We start from the raw sequence: 18,923 nt of genomic DNA, 5'->3' as shown, positions 1-18,923 counted from the left end.
CAGCGAATGAATACTGAAGCCACGCACGACCAAAATGAAGCACTTACTACCGGCGCTCGCCTGCGTAATGCTCGCGAACAACTAGGACTTAGTCAGCAGGCCGTTGCTGAGCGACTTTGCCTGAAGGTTTCCACGGTACGCGACATTGAAGAAGATAAGGCACCTGCCGATCTTGCTTCAACATTCCTGCGCGGATATATCCGCTCTTATGCGCGTCTGGTACATATTCCAGAAGAAGAACTGCTACCGGGGCTGGAAAAACAGGCTCCACTACGAGCTGCAAAAGTTGCGCCGATGCAGAGTTTTTCCCTCGGTAAACGCCGCAAAAAACGTGACGGCTGGCTGATGACCTTCACCTGGCTGGTGTTGTTTGTGGTTATTGGCCTGAGCGGTGCCTGGTGGTGGCAAGACCACAAAGCTCAGCAGGAAGAGATCACTACTATGGCCGATCAATCTTCTGCGGAACTGAGCAGTAATAACGAACAGGGGCAGAGTGTTCCGTTAGATACGTCGACAACCACAGACCCGACTACGACGTCCACGCCGCCAGCGTCTGTGGATACTACCGCAACTAACACGCAAACACCTGCCATAACTTCGCCAGCACCAGCTGTTGATTCACAACAGAATGCAGTTGTTTCACCTTCGCAGGCAAATGTTGATACCGCTGCGACCCCGGCACCAACGGCAACAACAACGCCAGATGGTGCTGCGCCGTTGCCAACCGATCAGGCTGGCGTGACCACGCCGGCGGCTGACCCGAATGCGTTGGTGATGAACTTTACTGCCGATTGCTGGCTGGAAGTCACTGACGCTACCGGTAAAAAACTGTTTAGCGGTATGCAGCGTAAAGACGGTAATTTGAACTTAACCGGCCAGGCTCCGTACAAACTGAAAATTGGTGCGCCAGCCGCAGTACAGATCCAGTATCAAGGGAAACCTGTCGATCTGAGTCGTTTTATCAGAACTAACCAGGTTGCGCGTCTGACCCTAAATGCCGAACAATCACCGGCGCAGTAACAGACGGGTAACGCGGGAGATTTTTCATGCATAACCAGGCTCCAATTCAACGTAGAAAATCAACACGTATTTACGTTGGGAATGTGCCGATTGGCGATGGTGCCCCCATCGCCGTACAGTCCATGACCAATACGCGTACGACAGACGTCGAAGCTACGGTCAATCAAATTAAGGCGCTGGAACGTGTTGGCGCTGATATCGTCCGTGTCTCCGTACCGACGATGGACGCGGCAGAAGCGTTCAAGCTCATCAAACAACAGGTTAACGTGCCGCTGGTGGCTGACATCCACTTCGACTATCGCATTGCGCTGAAAGTAGCGGAATACGGCGTCGATTGTCTGCGTATTAACCCTGGCAATATCGGCAATGAAGAACGCATCCGCATGGTGGTTGACTGTGCGCGCGATAAAAACATTCCGATCCGTATTGGCGTTAACGCTGGATCGCTGGAAAAAGATCTGCAAGAAAAGTATGGCGAACCGACGCCGCAGGCGTTGCTGGAATCTGCCATGCGTCATGTTGATCATCTCGATCGCCTGAACTTCGATCAGTTCAAAGTCAGCGTGAAAGCGTCTGACGTCTTCCTCGCTGTTGAGTCTTATCGTTTGCTGGCAAAACAGATCGATCAACCGCTGCATCTTGGGATCACCGAAGCGGGTGGCGCACGTAGTGGGGCAGTAAAATCTGCCATTGGTTTAGGCCTGCTGCTGTCTGAAGGCATCGGCGACACGCTGCGCGTATCGCTGGCGGCCGATCCGGTCGAAGAGATCAAAGTCGGTTTCGATATTTTGAAATCGCTGCGTATCCGTTCGCGCGGGATCAACTTCATCGCCTGCCCGACCTGTTCGCGTCAGGAGTTTGACGTTATCGGTACGGTTAACGCCCTGGAGCAACGCCTGGAAGATATCATCACCCCGATGGACGTTTCGATTATCGGCTGCGTGGTGAATGGACCAGGTGAGGCGCTGGTTTCTACACTCGGCGTCACCGGCGGCAACAAGAAAAGCGGCCTCTATGAAGATGGCGTGCGCAAAGACCGTCTGGACAACAACGATATGATCGACCAGCTGGAAGCGCGCATTCGTGCGAAAGCCAGCCAACTGGATGAAGCGCGTCGAATTGACGTTCAGCAGGTTGAAAAATAATAACGTGATGGGAAGCGCCTCGCTTCCCGTGTATGATTGAACCCGCATGGCTCCCGAAATATTGAGGGGCGCGTTGAGGGTTCATTTTTATATTCAGAAAGAGAATAAACGTGTCGAAGAAAATTCAGTCTGTACGCGGTATGAATGATTATTTGCCAGTGGAAACCGCTGTATGGCAACGCGTTGAGCGCATAATTAAAAGCGTTGTTGAGTCTTACGGATACAGTGAGATTCGCACACCTATTCTTGAGCAAACGCCACTGTTTAAGCGCGCTATCGGTGAAGTTACCGATGTTGTTGAAAAGGAGATGTACACCTTCAACGATCGTGAGCGTGATGCAAAAGAGGTTGTCTCGTTAACTCTTCGCCCTGAAGGTACAGCAGGATGTGTACGCGCCGGTATAGAGCATGGCCTTCTGTACAATCAGGAACAGCGTTTGTGGTATATGGGGCCGATGTTCCGTCACGAACGCCCGCAAAAAGGTCGTTATCGACAGTTCCACCAAATCGGTCTCGAAGTTTTTGGCCTACAGGGTCCAGATATCGACGCCGAACTCATTATGCTTACTGCTCGTTGGTGGCGTGAACTGGGTATCTCTGAACACGTAACTCTTGAGCTGAACTCTATCGGTTCGCTGGAAGCACGCGCCAATTATCGCGATGCGCTGGTTGCATTCCTTGAGCAGCATAAAGAAAAGCTGGACGAAGACTGCAAACGCCGCATGTACACTAACCCGCTGCGCGTGCTGGATTCCAAAAATCCGGAAGTGCAGGCCCTTCTCAACGACGCCCCAGCATTAGGTGACTATCTTGACGAGGAATCTCGTGAGCACTTTGCTGGTCTGTGCAAACTGCTGGAGAGCGCGGGTATCGCTTACACCGTAAACCAGCGTCTGGTGCGTGGTCTGGATTACTATAACCGTACTGTTTTTGAGTGGGTGACTAACAGCCTCGGTTCCCAGGGCACCGTGTGCGCAGGCGGTCGTTATGACGGTCTGGTGGAACAACTGGGTGGTCGTGCAACACCGGCAGTCGGTTTCGCGATGGGCCTCGAACGTCTTGTATTGTTAGTTCAGGCCGTTAATCCGGAATTTAAAGCCGATCCTGTTGTCGATATATATCTGGTGGCTTCAGGTGCTGACACACAATCTGCGGCTATGGCATTAGCAGAGCGTCTGCGTGATGAATTACCGGGCGTGAAACTGATGACCAACCACGGCGGCGGCAACTTTAAGAAGCAGTTTGCCCGTGCTGATAAATGGGGCGCCCGCGTTGCTGTGGTGCTGGGTGAGTCTGAAGTGGCTAACGGCACAGCAGTAGTGAAGGATTTGCGCTCTGGTGAGCAAACGGCAGTTGCGCAGGATAGCGTAGCCGCGCATTTGCGCACGTTACTGGGTTAAGGAAGGAGAAGGACAGCGTGGAAATTTACGAGAACGAAAACGACCAGGTTGAAGCGGTTAAACGCTTTTTTGCTGAAAATGGCAAAGCACTGGCTGTTGGGGTGATTTTGGGCGTTGGCGCATTGATTGGCTGGCGCTACTGGAACAGCCATCAGGTTGATTCTACACGCTCCGCTTCTCTTGCCTATCAAAATGCGGTTACCGCAGTGAGCGAAGGCAAACCGGATAGCATCCCGGCGGCGGAAAAATTTGCTGCTGAAAATAAAAATACCTATGGTGCGCTGGCTTCTTTGGAACTTGCGCAGCAATTTGTTGACAAAAATGAACTAGAGAAAGCTGCCACCCAGTTACAACAGGGATTGGCAGACACGAGCGATGAAAATCTCAAAGCCGTGATAAATCTGCGTCTTGCCCGCGTTCAGGTACAGCTCAAGCAGGCTGATGCCGCGCTGAAAACCCTCGATACCATCAAAGGTGAAGGGTGGGCTGCCATTGTTGCCGACCTGCGTGGCGAAGCATTGCTGAGCAAAGGTGATAAGCAAGGTGCGCGTAGTGCATGGGAAGCTGGCGTGAAAAGCGATGTTACCCCGGCACTGAGCGAAATGATGCAGATGAAAATTAATAATTTGTCCATCTGAGAGGGACCCGATGCAATTGCGTAAATTACTGCTGCCAGGACTGCTTTCCGTTACCCTTTTAAGCGGCTGTTCGCTGTTTAACAGCGAAGAAGATGTGGTAAAGATGTCCCCATTGCCGACCGTTGAAAACCAGTTTACGCCGACCACGGCGTGGAGCACTTCCGTGGGTAGCGGCATTGGCAACTTCTATTCCAATCTTCATCCGGCACTGGCGGACAACGTTGTCTATGCAGCAGACCGCGCTGGTTTAGTAAAAGCGCTGAATGCGGATGATGGCAAAGAAATCTGGTCTGTCAGTCTGGCCGAGAAAGATGGCTGGTTCTCTAAAGAGCCTGCATTACTTTCTGGCGGCGTGACCGTGTCTGGCGGACATGTCTACATTGGTAGCGAAAAGGCGCAGGTTTACGCGCTGAATACCAGTGATGGTACTGTGGCATGGCAGACTAAAGTCGCGGGTGAAGCGCTTTCTCGCCCGGTGGTCAGCGACGGTCTGGTGTTAATCCACACCAGTAATGGTCAGTTGCAAGCCCTGAACGAAGCTGACGGCGCTGTCAAATGGACAGTTAACCTCGATATGCCTTCACTCTCTTTGCGTGGCGAGTCTGCGCCAGCAACGGCTTTTGGTGCGGCCGTCGTGGGTGGCGATAATGGTCGCGTCAGCGCAGTGCTAATGGAACAGGGCCAGATGATTTGGCAGCAGCGTATTTCCCAGGCGACCGGTTCTACCGAAATTGACCGCCTGAGCGATGTTGACACGACTCCCGTCATTGTTAACGGCGTTGTTTTCGCGCTGGCCTATAATGGTAACCTGACGGCGCTTGATCTGCGCAGCGGTCAGATTATGTGGAAGCGCGAACTGGGTTCGGTGAATGATTTCATCGTCGACGGCAACCGCATCTATCTGGTCGATCAAAATGACCGGGTGATGGCGTTGACCATTGATGGCGGCGTTACGCTGTGGACACAAAGCGATCTGCTGCATCGCCTGTTGACTTCTCCGGTGCTGTATAATGGCAACCTGGTGGTAGGTGACAGTGAAGGTTATCTGCACTGGATCAACGTCGAAGATGGTCGTTTCGTTGCCCAGCAAAAAGTTGATAGCTCCGGTTTCCAGACTGAACCGGTTGCCGCTGACGGCAAACTGCTGATCCAGGCAAAAGACGGGACTGTGTACTCTATTACACGTTAATCGTCTCTGTCGTTCACTTTGAAAACGGCTCCTGGACAGGGGCCGTTTTCCTGTTTTTAACAACGACACGAATATAGCGTGCGTTGTCTGATGATTTATAAAAATGAGGCTTTAAACATGGTACCTGTGGTCGCGCTTGTCGGGCGCCCTAACGTAGGAAAATCCACGTTATTTAACCGTCTAACTCGCACCCGAGATGCGCTGGTTGCGGATTTCCCGGGTCTGACTCGTGACCGTAAGTACGGTCGTGCGGAAATTGAAGGCCGCGAGTTTATCTGTATTGATACCGGCGGGATTGACGGAACAGAAGACGGTGTAGAAACCCGCATGGCGGAACAGTCGCTGCTGGCGATTGAAGAAGCGGACGTCGTACTGTTTATGGTGGATGCGCGCGCGGGCCTGATGCCTGCGGATGAAGCGATTGCTAAACATCTGCGCTCCCGCGAAAAACCGACCTTCCTGGTGGCAAACAAAACCGATGGTCTGGATCCGGATCAGGCCGTTGTTGATTTCTATTCGCTCGGTTTAGGTGAAATCTATCCTATCGCCGCGTCTCACGGTCGTGGCGTATTAAGTCTGCTGGAGCACGTGCTGTTGCCGTGGATGGAAGATATCGCACCACAAGAAGAAGTGGATGAAGACGCTGAATACTGGGCGCAATTTGAAGCAGAAGAAAACGGCGAAGAAGAAGAGGAAGATGACTTTGACCCGCAAAGTCTGCCAATCAAACTGGCGATAGTGGGTCGTCCTAACGTCGGTAAGTCGACACTCACTAACCGTATCCTTGGCGAAGAACGCGTCGTGGTTTACGACATGCCGGGCACTACGCGTGACAGTATCTACATTCCAATGGAACGCGATGGGCGTGAGTATGTACTCATTGACACTGCGGGCGTACGTAAACGCGGCAAAATCACCGATGCGGTAGAGAAATTCTCCGTAATCAAAACATTGCAGGCGATTGAAGATGCCAACGTGGTGATGTTGGTGATTGATGCTCGCGAGGGTATTTCCGATCAGGATCTCTCCTTACTGGGCTTTATTCTCAATAGTGGGCGCTCACTTGTGATTGTAGTGAACAAGTGGGACGGCCTGAGCCAGGAAGTGAAAGAGCAAGTAAAAGAGACGCTGGACTTCCGTCTGGGCTTTATCGACTTCGCCCGTGTGCATTTTATCTCTGCATTACACGGCAGCGGCGTTGGTAACCTGTTTGAGTCAGTACGTGAAGCGTATGACAGCTCCACCCGTCGCGTGGGTACGTCAATGCTGACGCGTATCATGACCATGGCGGTTGAAGATCACCAGCCGCCGCTGGTTCGCGGGCGTCGTGTGAAGCTGAAATATGCCCACGCCGGGGGTTATAACCCGCCAATTGTGGTGATTCATGGCAACCAGGTGAAAGACCTGCCTGATTCCTATAAGCGTTATCTGATGAACTACTTCCGCAAGTCTCTGGACGTGATGGGTACGCCGATTCGTATTCAGTTCAAAGAAGGGGAAAACCCATATGCGAACAAGCGTAACACCCTGACGCCGACCCAGATGCGCAAGCGTAAGCGTTTGATGAAGCATATTAAGAAAAGTAAGTAATCACTTATCTGGTTTCCCTTTCCAAACGGAGAGGGAAACTGAACAACAGGCGAGGAGTATTTATGGAACTCAACTGCCCAACCTGCCATAACCCTCTCGAACGCAACGGTGAAACTGCCCACTGTGCAACTTGTGCCAAAGATTTCACCATTCAGGCGCTTTGTCCTGACTGCCATCAGCCATTACAGGTGTTAAAAGCTTGTGGTGCAGTAGATTATTTCTGCCAGCATGGGCACGGTTTAATATCCAAAAAGCGCGTTGAATTTATTGTTGCTTAATATTATTTAAATATATGGTGTAATCATTTGTATTCATAATATAAATGATTGCATCCTATTTTATTTGTTGAAACGCAAATGTAAGTGAGCGAAATCACTGTGTTATAAATTTAAGATTATATTTAGTTTTCCTGGCGTGCCTTTCTGAATAATCTGGAATAGAATATTAGAGCTAATTTTAAGCATTATTAATGTCACAGGGGATGTGCATGCTGCGATGGAAACGCTGTATTATGCTAACATTTATCTCTGGAGCTGCTTTTGCGGCTCCAGAGATAAATGTTGAGCATAAAGAATCGTTACCTGATTTAGGTAGTCAGGCCGCACAACAGGAAGAGCAAACTAACAAGGGTAAATCGCTAAAAGAGCGTGGTGCCGATTACGTCATTAACTCTGCCACGCAAGGGTTTGAAAACCTCACACCCGAGGCGCTGGAGTCCCAGGCCAGAAGCTATCTGCAAAGTCAAATTACCTCTACGACACAATCTTATATTGAGGATACACTCTCCCCCTACGGTAAGGTCCGAACGAATCTTTCTCTTGGTCAGGGCGGCGATCTGGATGGCAGTTCCATCGACTATTTTGTTCCCTGGTATGATAATCAAACTACTGTTTATTTCAGCCAATTTTCTGCACAACGAAAAGAAGATCGTACGATCGGGAATATTGGGCTTGGTGTAAGACATAATTTTGATAGATGGTTATTGGGTGGAAATATATTTTATGATTATGATTTTACCCGTGGGCATCGCCGTTTAGGTTTAGGTGCCGAAGCCTGGACTGATTATTTAAAATTCTCTGGCAACTATTATCATCCGCTTTCTGACTGGAAAGACTCCGAAGATTTCGATTTTTATGAGGAGCGTCCTGCGCGCGGTTGGGATATTCGCGCCGAAGCCTGGCTACCTGCTTACCCGCAGCTTGGCGGTAAAATCGTTTTCGAACAGTATTACGGTGATGAAGTCGCGCTTTTTGGCACCGATAATCTGGAGAAAGATCCCTTCGCCGTCACGCTGGGTGTGAAATACCAGCCCGTACCGCTCATTGCCGTAGGAACGGATTTCAAAGCCGGCACTGGCGATAATACCGATCTTTCTGTTAACGCAACGCTGAACTACCAGTTTGGCGTCTCGCTCAAAGACCAGCTTGATCCTGACAAAGTAAGCGCGGCTCACTCGCTCATGGGCAGCCGTCACGACTTTGTTGAACGTAACAACTTTATTGTTCTGGAATACAAAGAGAAAGATCCCCTCGATGTCACTTTGTGGCTGAAAGCTGATGCGACGAATGAACATCCCGAGTGCGTGATTAAAGATACGCCAGAAGCAGCCATCGGGCTGGAAAAATGTAAGTGGACCATTAACGCGCTCATTAATCATCATTACAAAATCGTTGCTGCCTCCTGGCAGGCGAAAAACAATGCTGCACGTACGCTGGTGATGCCGGTTATCAAAGAAAATACGCTTACCGAAGGGAACAACAATCACTGGAATCTGGTGCTGCCTGCCTGGCAGTACAGCTCTGATAAAGCCGACCAGGAAAAACTCAATACCTGGCGGGTACGCCTGGCGCTGGAAGATGAAAAAGGCAATCGGCAGAACTCCGGCGTGGTGGAAATTACCGTTCAGCAGGACCGTAAAATTGAGCTCATTGTTAACAACATCGCCAATGTACCGGATGAGAACAATCACAGCCACGAAGCCAGCGCGCAAGCGGATGGTGTAGATGGTGTCGTCATGGATCTCGACGTTACCGATAGCTTTGGCGACAACACTGACCGTAACGGTAATGTCTTGCCGCAGGATAATCTCAGCCCGCAGCTGTTTGATGCCAACGATAAAAAAGTGACGCTGACGAATAAACCCTGCACCACCGAAGTGCCGTGCGTTTTTATCGTCAAACAAGATAAAGAAAAGGGGACCGTTACGCTCTCCAGTACGTTGCCCGGCACTTTCCGCTGGAAGGCGAAAGCCGCCCCTTATGATGACAGTAACTATGTTGACGTAACGTTCCTGGGTTCTGACATCGGCGGGCTGAATGCTTTTATCTACCGCGTTGGTGCAGCTAAGCCCGTCAATCTTATCGGCAACAAAGAACCGTTGCCTCTCAATAGCCGCTATCGCTTTGTGCTGTGGCGCGACGCTAACAAAGACGGCGTGTTCCAGCTTTCTGAGAAGCTCACTGACGATGAGATGAAACAGTATGACTATCAGTGGGAATTCACGGGGCATAGCGTAAATGGCAATACCGGTGCGCAAACCAATACCACGAACGTCGATATAGAGATCCCGGCAACCAACAAGGAAGCGGCAGCAAAGTTTAGTGCCCAGGTAACCGATGGCGTGCAGGGATACGGTTTGCAGGTCAATTACAGCAAGAAATAGGGTCGGCGCCATGGCTGATCGGGCCACCGCTGAATATTAATCAAGGAGAGTGTTTATGAAACCTGATATGAAACGTGGCCTGACAAAAGTCGCGCTCGCGTTGATGCTGGCTGGATACTGTGCCGTACCAGCCGCTATGGCGGAAGATGCCGCCTGGGTCGCCAGTGGAGCGACCGCTGAATTCGAAGGGACTATACCCTGGCTCTATCGCGAAGGGGGGAATGCCACGATTAACTCGGAAGATGCGGATCACATTAAAGTGACGTCTGATGGTAAAGGGACCCGCCCTGCAGGTAGCGAGACGGATAAACGCCTTTACTCAGGGGATACCATCACGCTGGGATGGGATATCGGCGATACCGAAGGGGATGTTGATGATGGTCCCGCAGGCATTGATGCGAAAACGACGGCCACTATCAAATGGTACAGCTACAGCAATAATGCGGGTGGCGATAAAACGGAGCTGACCGCAGCGGCAGGCAAGACGAGTTATAAACTCACTGATGACGATCGTGGGCGTTATATCGGTGTTGAAATCCAGCCCATCACCCAGACCGGTAATCCCTTCGAGGGAACGTCGCTGACTCTGCTGGATATTTCAACGGCCAGCGGTGGCGGCAGCGATACGGACAATGTCGATCCCGGCCCGGTTGTGAACCAGAATCTGAAAGTTGCCATCTTCGAGAAAGGCACCACTACCAACCTTATCGGTGGTAACACGGCCATTGCGCTTAATAAAACGTATGTGGCCAAACTGTACTCGGATGAAAACCAGAACGATAAATACGACGCAGGTACGGATATGGACGTTACCGCTAACTATGACTTTGCATGGGTCTTTAACGGTAACAGTAAACAACTTGCTGCGGCGGGCGGTATTGCTAATGCCAGCTTCGATAACAATGACATTGTTATCCCGCAAACTAACGAAGAAGCAAGAACCAGCCTTAATGGTAGTGACCGTAATGGTAAGAGTGGTCTTGCGATCCCGGCAAACGGCGACGGCGTTCAGGGCTATACGCTGTCTATCATTTACAAACACCACTAATGCGCACAACAGCATTCCCATATGGGAATGCTGTTTTCCGCCTGTTTTGCTTAGCGACGCGTTAAGCAAAACAGGTTGATGTTTTGTTTATCATGCTGGAGTTTTCTACATGTCGGTATGTCTGAAACCAGGGAAAATCATTATGCTTCTGGGCATGTTGGCAGCTTTTATGCTGTCTGACTTTGCACGGGCAGGGGCGGAATGGCAGACATATCCTGATTCTACAGGCGAGTTTAACGGAACCGTTCCTTTTGCCGACAGCGCCAGCGTACCCGTCTATCAGGGCAGTGTTCAGCTTAATCCTGCTGAATCTCATGATGTCGGGTTTTCTGCTAAACCGAATGAATTTAGTGTTGACGATGACGCTGCTAACCTGATTGTTGCTAATCCTCAGGACAATGAAGGCGACCAGTTTTCCACACCACCTGCGCTGCGCTGGGAAAATCAAACACCCCCTACCGTCAGCCTGGTGTGGGCCGATGCCGCCACGCCCGATGTGCCCCTTAACCCACAACCCATTGCTAACCGTAGCTTTTGCGCTCAGGGGCTCGCCGGACGCTCGCTGGTGGCCTGGCCGCAGATTGATGCGCAGCAAACCCTCCCACTACTCTACCTGCTGACCTCGACCGGGTATCCCTATGCGGGGACGGTGGCGCTGGTGGACCAGAAAGTGACCCTGAACATCGCGCCCGCGCAGGGCGATTTAATCTCGGTGAGCGCCAGCGGTTATAACGAAACGATCGCGGCGGCAAAAACCACCGTTGGCGACACCATCACGCTCACCGTCACCACTAAAGATTGTCAGGGCAACGTCGCGGGTAATATTCCGTTTATTATCAAACGTAAAGATGCTGAAAATCGCCAGGGGGCAGTGAATAATAGTGCGCCAGTGGTACTGGATAGCACCGAGTTAACGACGACGGCTACCGAATACCATGGCACCTCTGATTCCAACGGCACGGCCACCATCACGGTGAGCCAACCGAACGGCCCTGGTGTCAAAACGCCACTGGTGGTCAGCATTTCCGGCATTGCGCAAACCAGCGAAACCGCAGTGATTTTTACCGTACTCACCAGCCCGGACGTGGCGCAGGCTACGATGTGGGGCCATATGGCGGAGACGGTAGAAGCCCACGGTTACACCTTCAGTCGACCAAAGCTGGCGGCAGAAGTCAGCAATGAAAGCGCCACGGTTGTCGATCATAACGAAACCTGGTCCACCTTCACCTGGAGCGGCGCAGATAGCCACTGCACCGTGCTGCCCGGCATGCGCCACTTCGGCGCGCTGGCGACCGTTATCCCCACGTCGGTGCAGACAGCCCTTGGCTGGCCGATGCAGGGGGATTATTACTGGTCATCGCTGGCGGGCACCACCGGGCAGCACCATGCGGCGGATGTCTCTAACCGTAGTGAAACGCAAAAGCCGGATAGCACCCCGTTTCTTGTGAGCTGCGTGGATAAACCCGCGCCTGATGTCGAACCGAAAATCGTCCTTACGCCCGAAAACTATGATGATACGGCACAGGCGATGAAATCGCAGGTGGGCGAAGACGCCACGATGCGTCTGACGATCACCGACAATAAAAATAACGATCAACCACTGGCGTATTACTACTTCTCGCTGCATCTGGATGACGGCGTTAACCGCAAAAATCAAACCGATTCCGCCTGGGAAGCCCATCCGGTGCAGATTACTGGTGGTTCGAATTTACAACAGGTTGATGCTCACACCTATGAAGGCATGACCGATGTCAACGGTCAGGCTTCGCTAACCCTGAGTCAGCCCGACGGCGCAGGCGTGAAAACCCATATCACGGCGAAAATGCGCAGCAATTTTACGGCTACAGATGCCAAAGACGTGATTTTTACTGTGATCACCAGCCCGGACAGCGACAAGGCGCGGATGTGGGGCCATATGCGCGGCATTGTTGTATCTGGCAGTCTGTTCAAACGCCCAGTGCTGGCGGATGAAACTGAGCATGAACTGGGATCGGTGCGGGAAAATGACGAAGACTGGGCGCTGTTCGATCAAGACACCAGTATGCAGGCTGAATGCGGCGTCGGCCATACGCCACGTCAGAGTGGGCTGGAAAGCCTGTTTTCAGCCCATCCCGGTAACGCGATTGGCACTGAGTATGGCTGGCCCACCGCCCAACAGAGCTACTTAAGCGCGGTGGAGCAAGCCACGCATTCATCGGTGAATCTGGGGAACGGAAACGTCGACAGCTACTCCGGCTTTAAGCAGAATTACCTCTCCTGTTCGGGCAATGAGATGGTAGCGAAGGTTGAAGTCAGCACCGATCACGATATCACCCCTGGCAGCAAAGCGCAGGCCAAAGTAGGTGACACCATCGTGATGACCGTGCGTACGATTAACGCGCTCAATAATACCCCGGTACCCTTTACTGCATTCACCATTACCAAAGGCATGGGGTATAACCGAGCGGGGCTGGTGAGCGGGTTTGATGACCCGAGCAGCGGCGCAATCTCGATGAATGGCACGCAATACGGCACATCACAGCCGTCGATGGTCTACACAGGTACGACAGATGCACAAGGCGTGGCAACGGTCGAAATAGAGCAACCCCAGGGGGTGGGGTTAAGAACCGTGCTGAGCATTACGCCGGTCAATTCCCATCTACCAAATGCCATTAATTACAATGTTATTTTTACCACCCCAACCAGCCCGGATGTTAGTGGGGCGCAGATGTGGGGCCATATGGATGAAACGATTACCGTTGATTCATTAACCTTTACCCGGCCTAAGCTGGCAGCAGAAATCGCCAGTCCGGATGGCACACTAACGGAAAAAAACGAAGTCTGGGCGCGCGTTAGCCAGGCCAGTACGGCCATTACCAGTAAAGGCGGTTGCGGAACCAATATGCTGCCGCGCCGCTCCCAGCTCAGTGCGCTTTATGACGCTAATAACGGTAATGCGGTGCAAGCCACACACGGCTGGCCGACGCAGCGTCAGCCCTACTGGAGCAGTTCCCCCGCGGATTTAACGCCGCACAATTACACCATTGCCCTGGATAACGGCGCACAGGCCATCGGCGGCGATACGCCGGTTTACGTCAGTTGCCTGACGACGGCGAACAAACCTGCCAGCAGCATTACGCTGGATGTGGTTGATAACGCACAGTGGGCTGCCGGAAATAACGCGGCGAAGCTGAAAAAAGGCGAAACGCTACGGGTTAAGGTAACGGTAAAAGATGCGCAGGGTAATCCGCTCACGGATATGCCATTTAAACTGAGTCGCGGAGACGGTTATACCCGCACGGGCGAAAAACATATTGCCGGTAGTGGCGATGCGCTGGTGGCACCGGTGGTGATTAACAGTGGGCTGGCGGATGAAACGACGTTGAACGACACCGCGGGATTTTATACTGCCATGACCGGTAGCGACGGCAGCAAAATCCTCAATATTACCCGCCCGGATACTCACGGCACCAAAACGGCGCTGACGGCGACGTTGTATTCCGATCCAACAAAAAAAGACAGCCTGGATACAATCTTTACTGTGGTCACCAGCCCGGATAGTAGCAAAGCGAAAATGTGGGGGCATATGCCGGAAACGGTGACGGCTGCGGACGGTACGGTATTTAAACGCCCGCTGTTGTTGAAGGAACTGGCCTATCAGACTGGGCGAACATCGACGTCTGAAGACAATGAAAACTGGGCGTTGTTTAACATTAATTATGCGAGTTCTTCCACGACGTATAGTGGCTGTGGAACCAACTATATTCCGACTCAAGCCGGTCTGACGTCACTGTTTGCTAATAATGCGGGCAACACCATGAAAACCGTGCAGGGCTGGCCGGTGGCAACACGCTATTTGTCCAACACGTCCGACAACGGCAGCATGGAGCAGCGTAACTACAAGGCGGTAGATCTCAGCAATGGCACGAGTGCGGCAGTGTCATCAACGGCGCTGCAACTGCTGACCTGCCAGACCACGCCGGTAACCACGGTGGGCCAAATTCTGCTGGAAGCGGCAGATCCGGCGACGCTGGATACCACCTATAACGTGGTAAAAGCGAAAAAAGGCGAAGAATCCGTGGTGCGCGTCACCACCAAAGATACGCAAGGCAACCTGGTGGGCAATACGGCATTTATCCTGACGCGTGCCAACAGCGTGAGTCGGGCTAACGCATCAGCAACCGCGAGCGTGGGCGCGCTGACGGTGACGGATGCTTGGGGAAATACGCGAAATAATTTCCAGTCGACGAGTGAAACGATTTACGGCGTGACTGGTGCAGACGGGTCAACGACATTTACCCTGAAACAGGATAACAGTACCGGGTTAAGAACCGATCTCACGGCAAAACTGGATACGTCCAGCAGCGTCAAGGCGACGCTACCGGTGGTCTTTACTGTCGTGACCAGCCCGGATTCGCCAAAAGCGAATTTTTGGGGACATATGGCCGAAACGGTGATGGCCTCCGACGGTACAATCTATAAACGACCACTGTTGTTGAAAGAGCTGAGTAACACCAGTGGTCGAAATTCTACGGCTGAAAACGGTGAAGATTGGGCAAGATTCACCTGGACTCAGTCGGCTGACACCAGCATGAATGGGTGTGGTACAGATTATATGCCGACGCTGGATGGACTGAAGTCTTTGTATGACGCCAATAGCGGTAATGTGATGAGTACGGTGCAGGGATGGCCGGTAAAAACGACCTATCTCACCAATACCCCGAGTGATACGCAAACAGGGAGCCGTTACTACAATGTGGTGCAACTGAATACTGGTGCAGTCTCACAAATCTCGACGAACACAGTCGTGCAACAAACCTGCCGCACAACGCCGTTGACGGCTGCTAGCCAGATTACGCTGGAGGCCTCAGACCCCTCGCAATTTGTCAGCATTGACAGTACGCTTAGCGCGATCAAAGTGCAGAAAGGCGATAGCGTGTCGATCCGCATTTCGACTAAAGATGCACAGGGGAATTTAGTCGGCAATACGCCGTTTGCCCTGAAACACGCTAACCCGGTCAATCGCCAAAATGTGGCGTCAACATCGCAGAAAGTGTCGGTCACGACTGCGTCGGGTACGACGGTGGATACCACTGCATCGACCATTCTGTATGGCGTGACCGGGCCAGACGGAACCACCACGATGACACTCCGACAGGATGTGTCTACTGGACTCAAAACCGACTTTTATGCTCTGTTGAACGATACCGGCGTGTCGTCGAACACCTTGCCAGTGATCTTCACCGTCGTCACCAGCCCGGATACACCGCTGGCGGCCAACTGGGGGCATATGGCGGAAACCTTTACCAGCAGCAAGGGCGTCACCTTCAAACGGCCTTTCCTCAAAGCTGAACTTTCTGGTGGTACGGCGGTAACGACCAATAATGAAGTCTGGTCGCGCCTGACAGCAACGGAGAAAACGGATGCCAGCAAGGCTGGGTGTGATGAGAGTTATCAACCGCTGATGACTGACATGCAGGGGTTGTATGCGGATTACCCTAACAACCAGTTGGGCACGGTGCTCGGCTTGCCGACTTCCGCCGGGTATATGTGGGCCTACGACATGATGACGGTTTCTGGCAGCAGCTGGAGCAACCAGGCATATTCGCTCGTTAATGGTCAGACAGTTCAGGCATCGTCCAGTTATACGGCGGTAGTGATGTGCCTGGTGGAACCGCATACCGTTCCGGCGATGATAGAGATCACTTCAACAGCACAGGATGCGGCAAAAACGGTCAGCAATGGTGGTCGACCGAGCGCCGTAGCGAAGAAAGGTGAGACGATTCCGCTGACGGTGACCGTACGTGATAGCACCGGGAATCCGGTACCCTACGCCGACTTTACCCTCACGCGTGGAACGACGCTGGATCGCTCGAAAGCAACCGTTAACTCGAGTGCGGACGATCTTACCGTGAAGTCATTGATACCCGCGAACAGCGACGCTGGGCTGACGGCAAATGGGGCAAAAGTGCTCAGAACAACGGGCAGTGATGGCACAGCCACCTTTGAAGTGAGCCAGAATGCCACGACAGGTCTGGCGACACCGATAACCGTCACGCTGGCGCGCGATACAACCAAAACCGCCACGCTGGATGTTATCTACACGGTGATAACCAGCCCGGACTCACCGAGCGCGAAATTCTGGGGATACATGCCGGACACCTTTACCAGTTCGGCAGGCGTCACCTTCAGACGACCGCTCCTGAAAGCCGAAGCGACTTCAGGGTCATCGATTAGCACTAACGGCAATGGTGAAGTGTGGTCGTATATGAGCAACGTTCAAAATTTAACATCGACAGATTGTCCGCTGGAGAATCAACCGCGCAGTAATGAATTGTTGGATTTGTATAATGATCATCCCAACGGCGCGATAATGACTGACCTGGGGCTGCCGATATATGCAGGCAAGTGGTGGGCTTATGATATGGTCATGCCGGATTTATATACGTGGCAGTATCAGACTGTCAGCCTGAGCGCAGGAGATATCGCGAAGAGCTCGGCAAACAACGCGCTGATGCTTTGCCTGGCGAAGCCGCATCCGGCAGGCGTCAGCGTAATGTTGACGTCATCCGCAATGGATAACGCCAGAACCCTCAGTAATGGCGGGCGACCCAGCGCGTCAGTGAAAAAAGGTAACCCACTGCCAATTGTGGTGACGGTCAAAGATCGTGATGGCAACCCGCTGGCGGGAGAGGCCGTTACGCTCAGGCGTGGTTCAGCGATGAGCCGTTCAGGAGCAGGAGTGGGCACGCCGGCAAATGCAATGACGTTGACAGAGTTGACACCTGTGTCGGCGGAGTTTTCTCTGGCCGCACACGATACGCAATGGCAAGGTTTCACCGGCAGTGATGGTACGGCCACTTTCAATGTTGAACAGCCTGAGACCATCGGCCTGGCCATTCCGTTCACCGCTATACTGGCGCGAGATGTCGCAACTACCAGCGTCCTTGATACGATCTTTACCGTCGTCACCAGCCCGGATTCCGCAATGGCGACCTACTGGGGCCATATGCCGGATACGGTAACGGCGGAAAACGGCGTGGTCTTTGAACGGCCTAAATTGTTGAAAGAGCTGCCGTCGAGCGCCGGAGTCAGTCAGGTGACGGATAACAATGAAGTGTGGCCGTTGTTTAAGGCAACGCAAAGGGAAGATAGCAGCCTCAGTCCTTGTGAAGCGGCACGTCGGCCATTGAGCGATGATTTATTATCGCTCTACGCGCGCTATCCGGGGAACACGCTGACGACTCAAATCGGCTGGTCTACGAAGTATGCATGGTGGGCACTGGATAACAAGCAGGGGAATGCCCTGGTTGTCAGTCTGAATAATGGTTTTGAGTCGTCGACGGCGAGTACGGGGTATCAGGGATGTCTGGTCAATCCCCGCGCGACCGTCTCCAGCGTCACGCTGACATCGACGGTGATAGATGCCACTACGCAGGCGGCGAAGGTAAAAAAAGGTGAAGCCGCGCCCGTCGTTGTTACCGTAAAAGACAGCGCCGGGAAGCCGGTACCGAATGTCGCTTTCACCTTAAAACGTGGTGATGCCGTGCCGCGTAACAGCGGGGCGACGTTGTATGGTGATGTTGCGGCGATGGATGATATGACGGTACAACCTGCCAGCGGGACGGTGGTAACGCTGGCTGACAGTGGGAATACGATCGACGGTGTGACAGGGGCGGACGGTACGGCAAGTTTTGCCGTTCGTCAGGATAATACGCCAGGATATAAAACGCCGTTGACGGTGACGCTGACGGATAACGCCACAATAACGGCGACGCTGGATACGATTTTCACCGTGCCGACCAGCCCGAATGTCGCCACGGCGTATTTCTGGGGGCATATGGCGGATACCGCCACCGTAAGTGGCAAGACGTTACATCGCCCGCTATTGCAATCAGAGTTGCCGTCAGGGGCTACAGCGGCAGTAGCGCCAACGGTGAATAATGAAATCTGGGCGCTGGCACATGTGATCGATGCTCAAAAATGGGATATTGCAAAGCAGTGCGGTGACTTTAGTAGAGCACCGAGCTATACCGATTTACAGTCGTTACATAGCAGCTTTAGCGCGCTGGGATGGCCATCATCGATAAGCTTCCCCTATTTCTCTACCGATCGGGCCGGTTCGTTCTATTGTGGCATGGATGAAGGGGCGGGGACACAAAACTGCGGTATTCAGGCATCCAGTACTGCGGGGTTTGCAACCTGTTTCCAGTAGTCTTAACGGGTCTGTAAATGGGGGCCAAGATGTAAAT

At 52.6% G+C, this 18,923-nt stretch carries 10 protein-coding genes; all 10 read left to right on the top strand.

Going from position 1 to position 18,923, the window contains the following annotated elements; genetic code table 11:
* The first annotated feature begins 6 nt into the window (after window positions 1-6).
* The 10 genes from rodZ (at window position 7) to BGE37_RS15130 (ending at window position 18,886) form a co-directional block, all read left to right on the top strand.
* On the top strand, window positions 7-1,020 hold the full coding sequence (gene rodZ / locus BGE37_RS15175; RefSeq protein ID WP_032184883.1) for a cytoskeleton protein RodZ: 1,014 nt from the start codon (window positions 7-9) through the stop codon (window positions 1,018-1,020).
* Between the two features lie 26 nt (window positions 1,021-1,046).
* Window positions 1,047-2,165 (top strand): flavodoxin-dependent (E)-4-hydroxy-3-methylbut-2-enyl-diphosphate synthase, encoded by a 1,119-nt coding sequence (gene ispG / locus BGE37_RS15170; protein ID WP_000551807.1) that lies wholly within the window; start codon window positions 1,047-1,049, stop codon window positions 2,163-2,165.
* Between the two features lie 110 nt (window positions 2,166-2,275).
* Complete coding sequence (gene hisS / locus BGE37_RS15165; protein ID WP_032184882.1) at window positions 2,276-3,565, top strand: histidine--tRNA ligase; 1,290 nt, start codon at window positions 2,276-2,278, stop codon at window positions 3,563-3,565.
* A 17-nt stretch (window positions 3,566-3,582) separates the two neighbouring features.
* A complete protein-coding gene (gene yfgM / locus BGE37_RS15160; RefSeq protein WP_000409211.1) occupies window positions 3,583-4,203 on the top strand; it encodes an ancillary SecYEG translocon subunit YfgM in 621 nt (206 codons plus the stop codon).
* Between the two features lie 10 nt (window positions 4,204-4,213).
* The gene (gene bamB, locus BGE37_RS15155) at window positions 4,214-5,392 is read left to right on the top strand and encodes an outer membrane protein assembly factor BamB (RefSeq protein ID WP_001177040.1); all 1,179 of its coding nucleotides are present in this window, start codon (window positions 4,214-4,216) and stop codon (window positions 5,390-5,392) included.
* Window positions 5,393-5,509: 117 nt separating this feature from the next.
* The gene (gene der, locus BGE37_RS15150) at window positions 5,510-6,982 is read left to right on the top strand and encodes a ribosome biogenesis GTPase Der (protein ID WP_001353036.1); all 1,473 of its coding nucleotides are present in this window, start codon (window positions 5,510-5,512) and stop codon (window positions 6,980-6,982) included.
* Between the two features lie 62 nt (window positions 6,983-7,044).
* Entirely contained in the window at window positions 7,045-7,260 is a 216-nt protein-coding gene (locus BGE37_RS15145; protein WP_000422357.1) for a zinc ribbon domain-containing protein, read from the top strand.
* Window positions 7,261-7,469: 209 nt separating this feature from the next.
* On the top strand, window positions 7,470-9,644 hold the full coding sequence (sinH, locus tag BGE37_RS15140) for an intimin-like inverse autotransporter SinH (protein ID WP_032184880.1): 2,175 nt from the start codon (window positions 7,470-7,472) through the stop codon (window positions 9,642-9,644).
* Window positions 9,645-9,699: 55 nt separating this feature from the next.
* Window positions 9,700-10,692 (top strand): SinI family autotransporter-associated protein, encoded by a 993-nt coding sequence (locus BGE37_RS15135; protein WP_032184879.1) that lies wholly within the window; start codon window positions 9,700-9,702, stop codon window positions 10,690-10,692.
* A 109-nt stretch (window positions 10,693-10,801) separates the two neighbouring features.
* A complete protein-coding gene (locus BGE37_RS15130; protein WP_105288174.1) occupies window positions 10,802-18,886 on the top strand; it encodes an adhesion domain-containing protein in 8,085 nt (2,694 codons plus the stop codon).
* The last annotated feature ends 37 nt before the right edge of the window (window positions 18,887-18,923 follow it).

This window comes from Escherichia sp. MOD1-EC6300, assembly GCF_002965045.1.
In the GTDB taxonomy this organism is placed as follows: Bacteria; Pseudomonadota; Gammaproteobacteria; order Enterobacterales; family Enterobacteriaceae; genus Escherichia; species Escherichia coli_F.
Note: the sequence above shows the minus strand (reverse complement) of the source record. Positions and strands in the feature narration are given on the sequence as shown.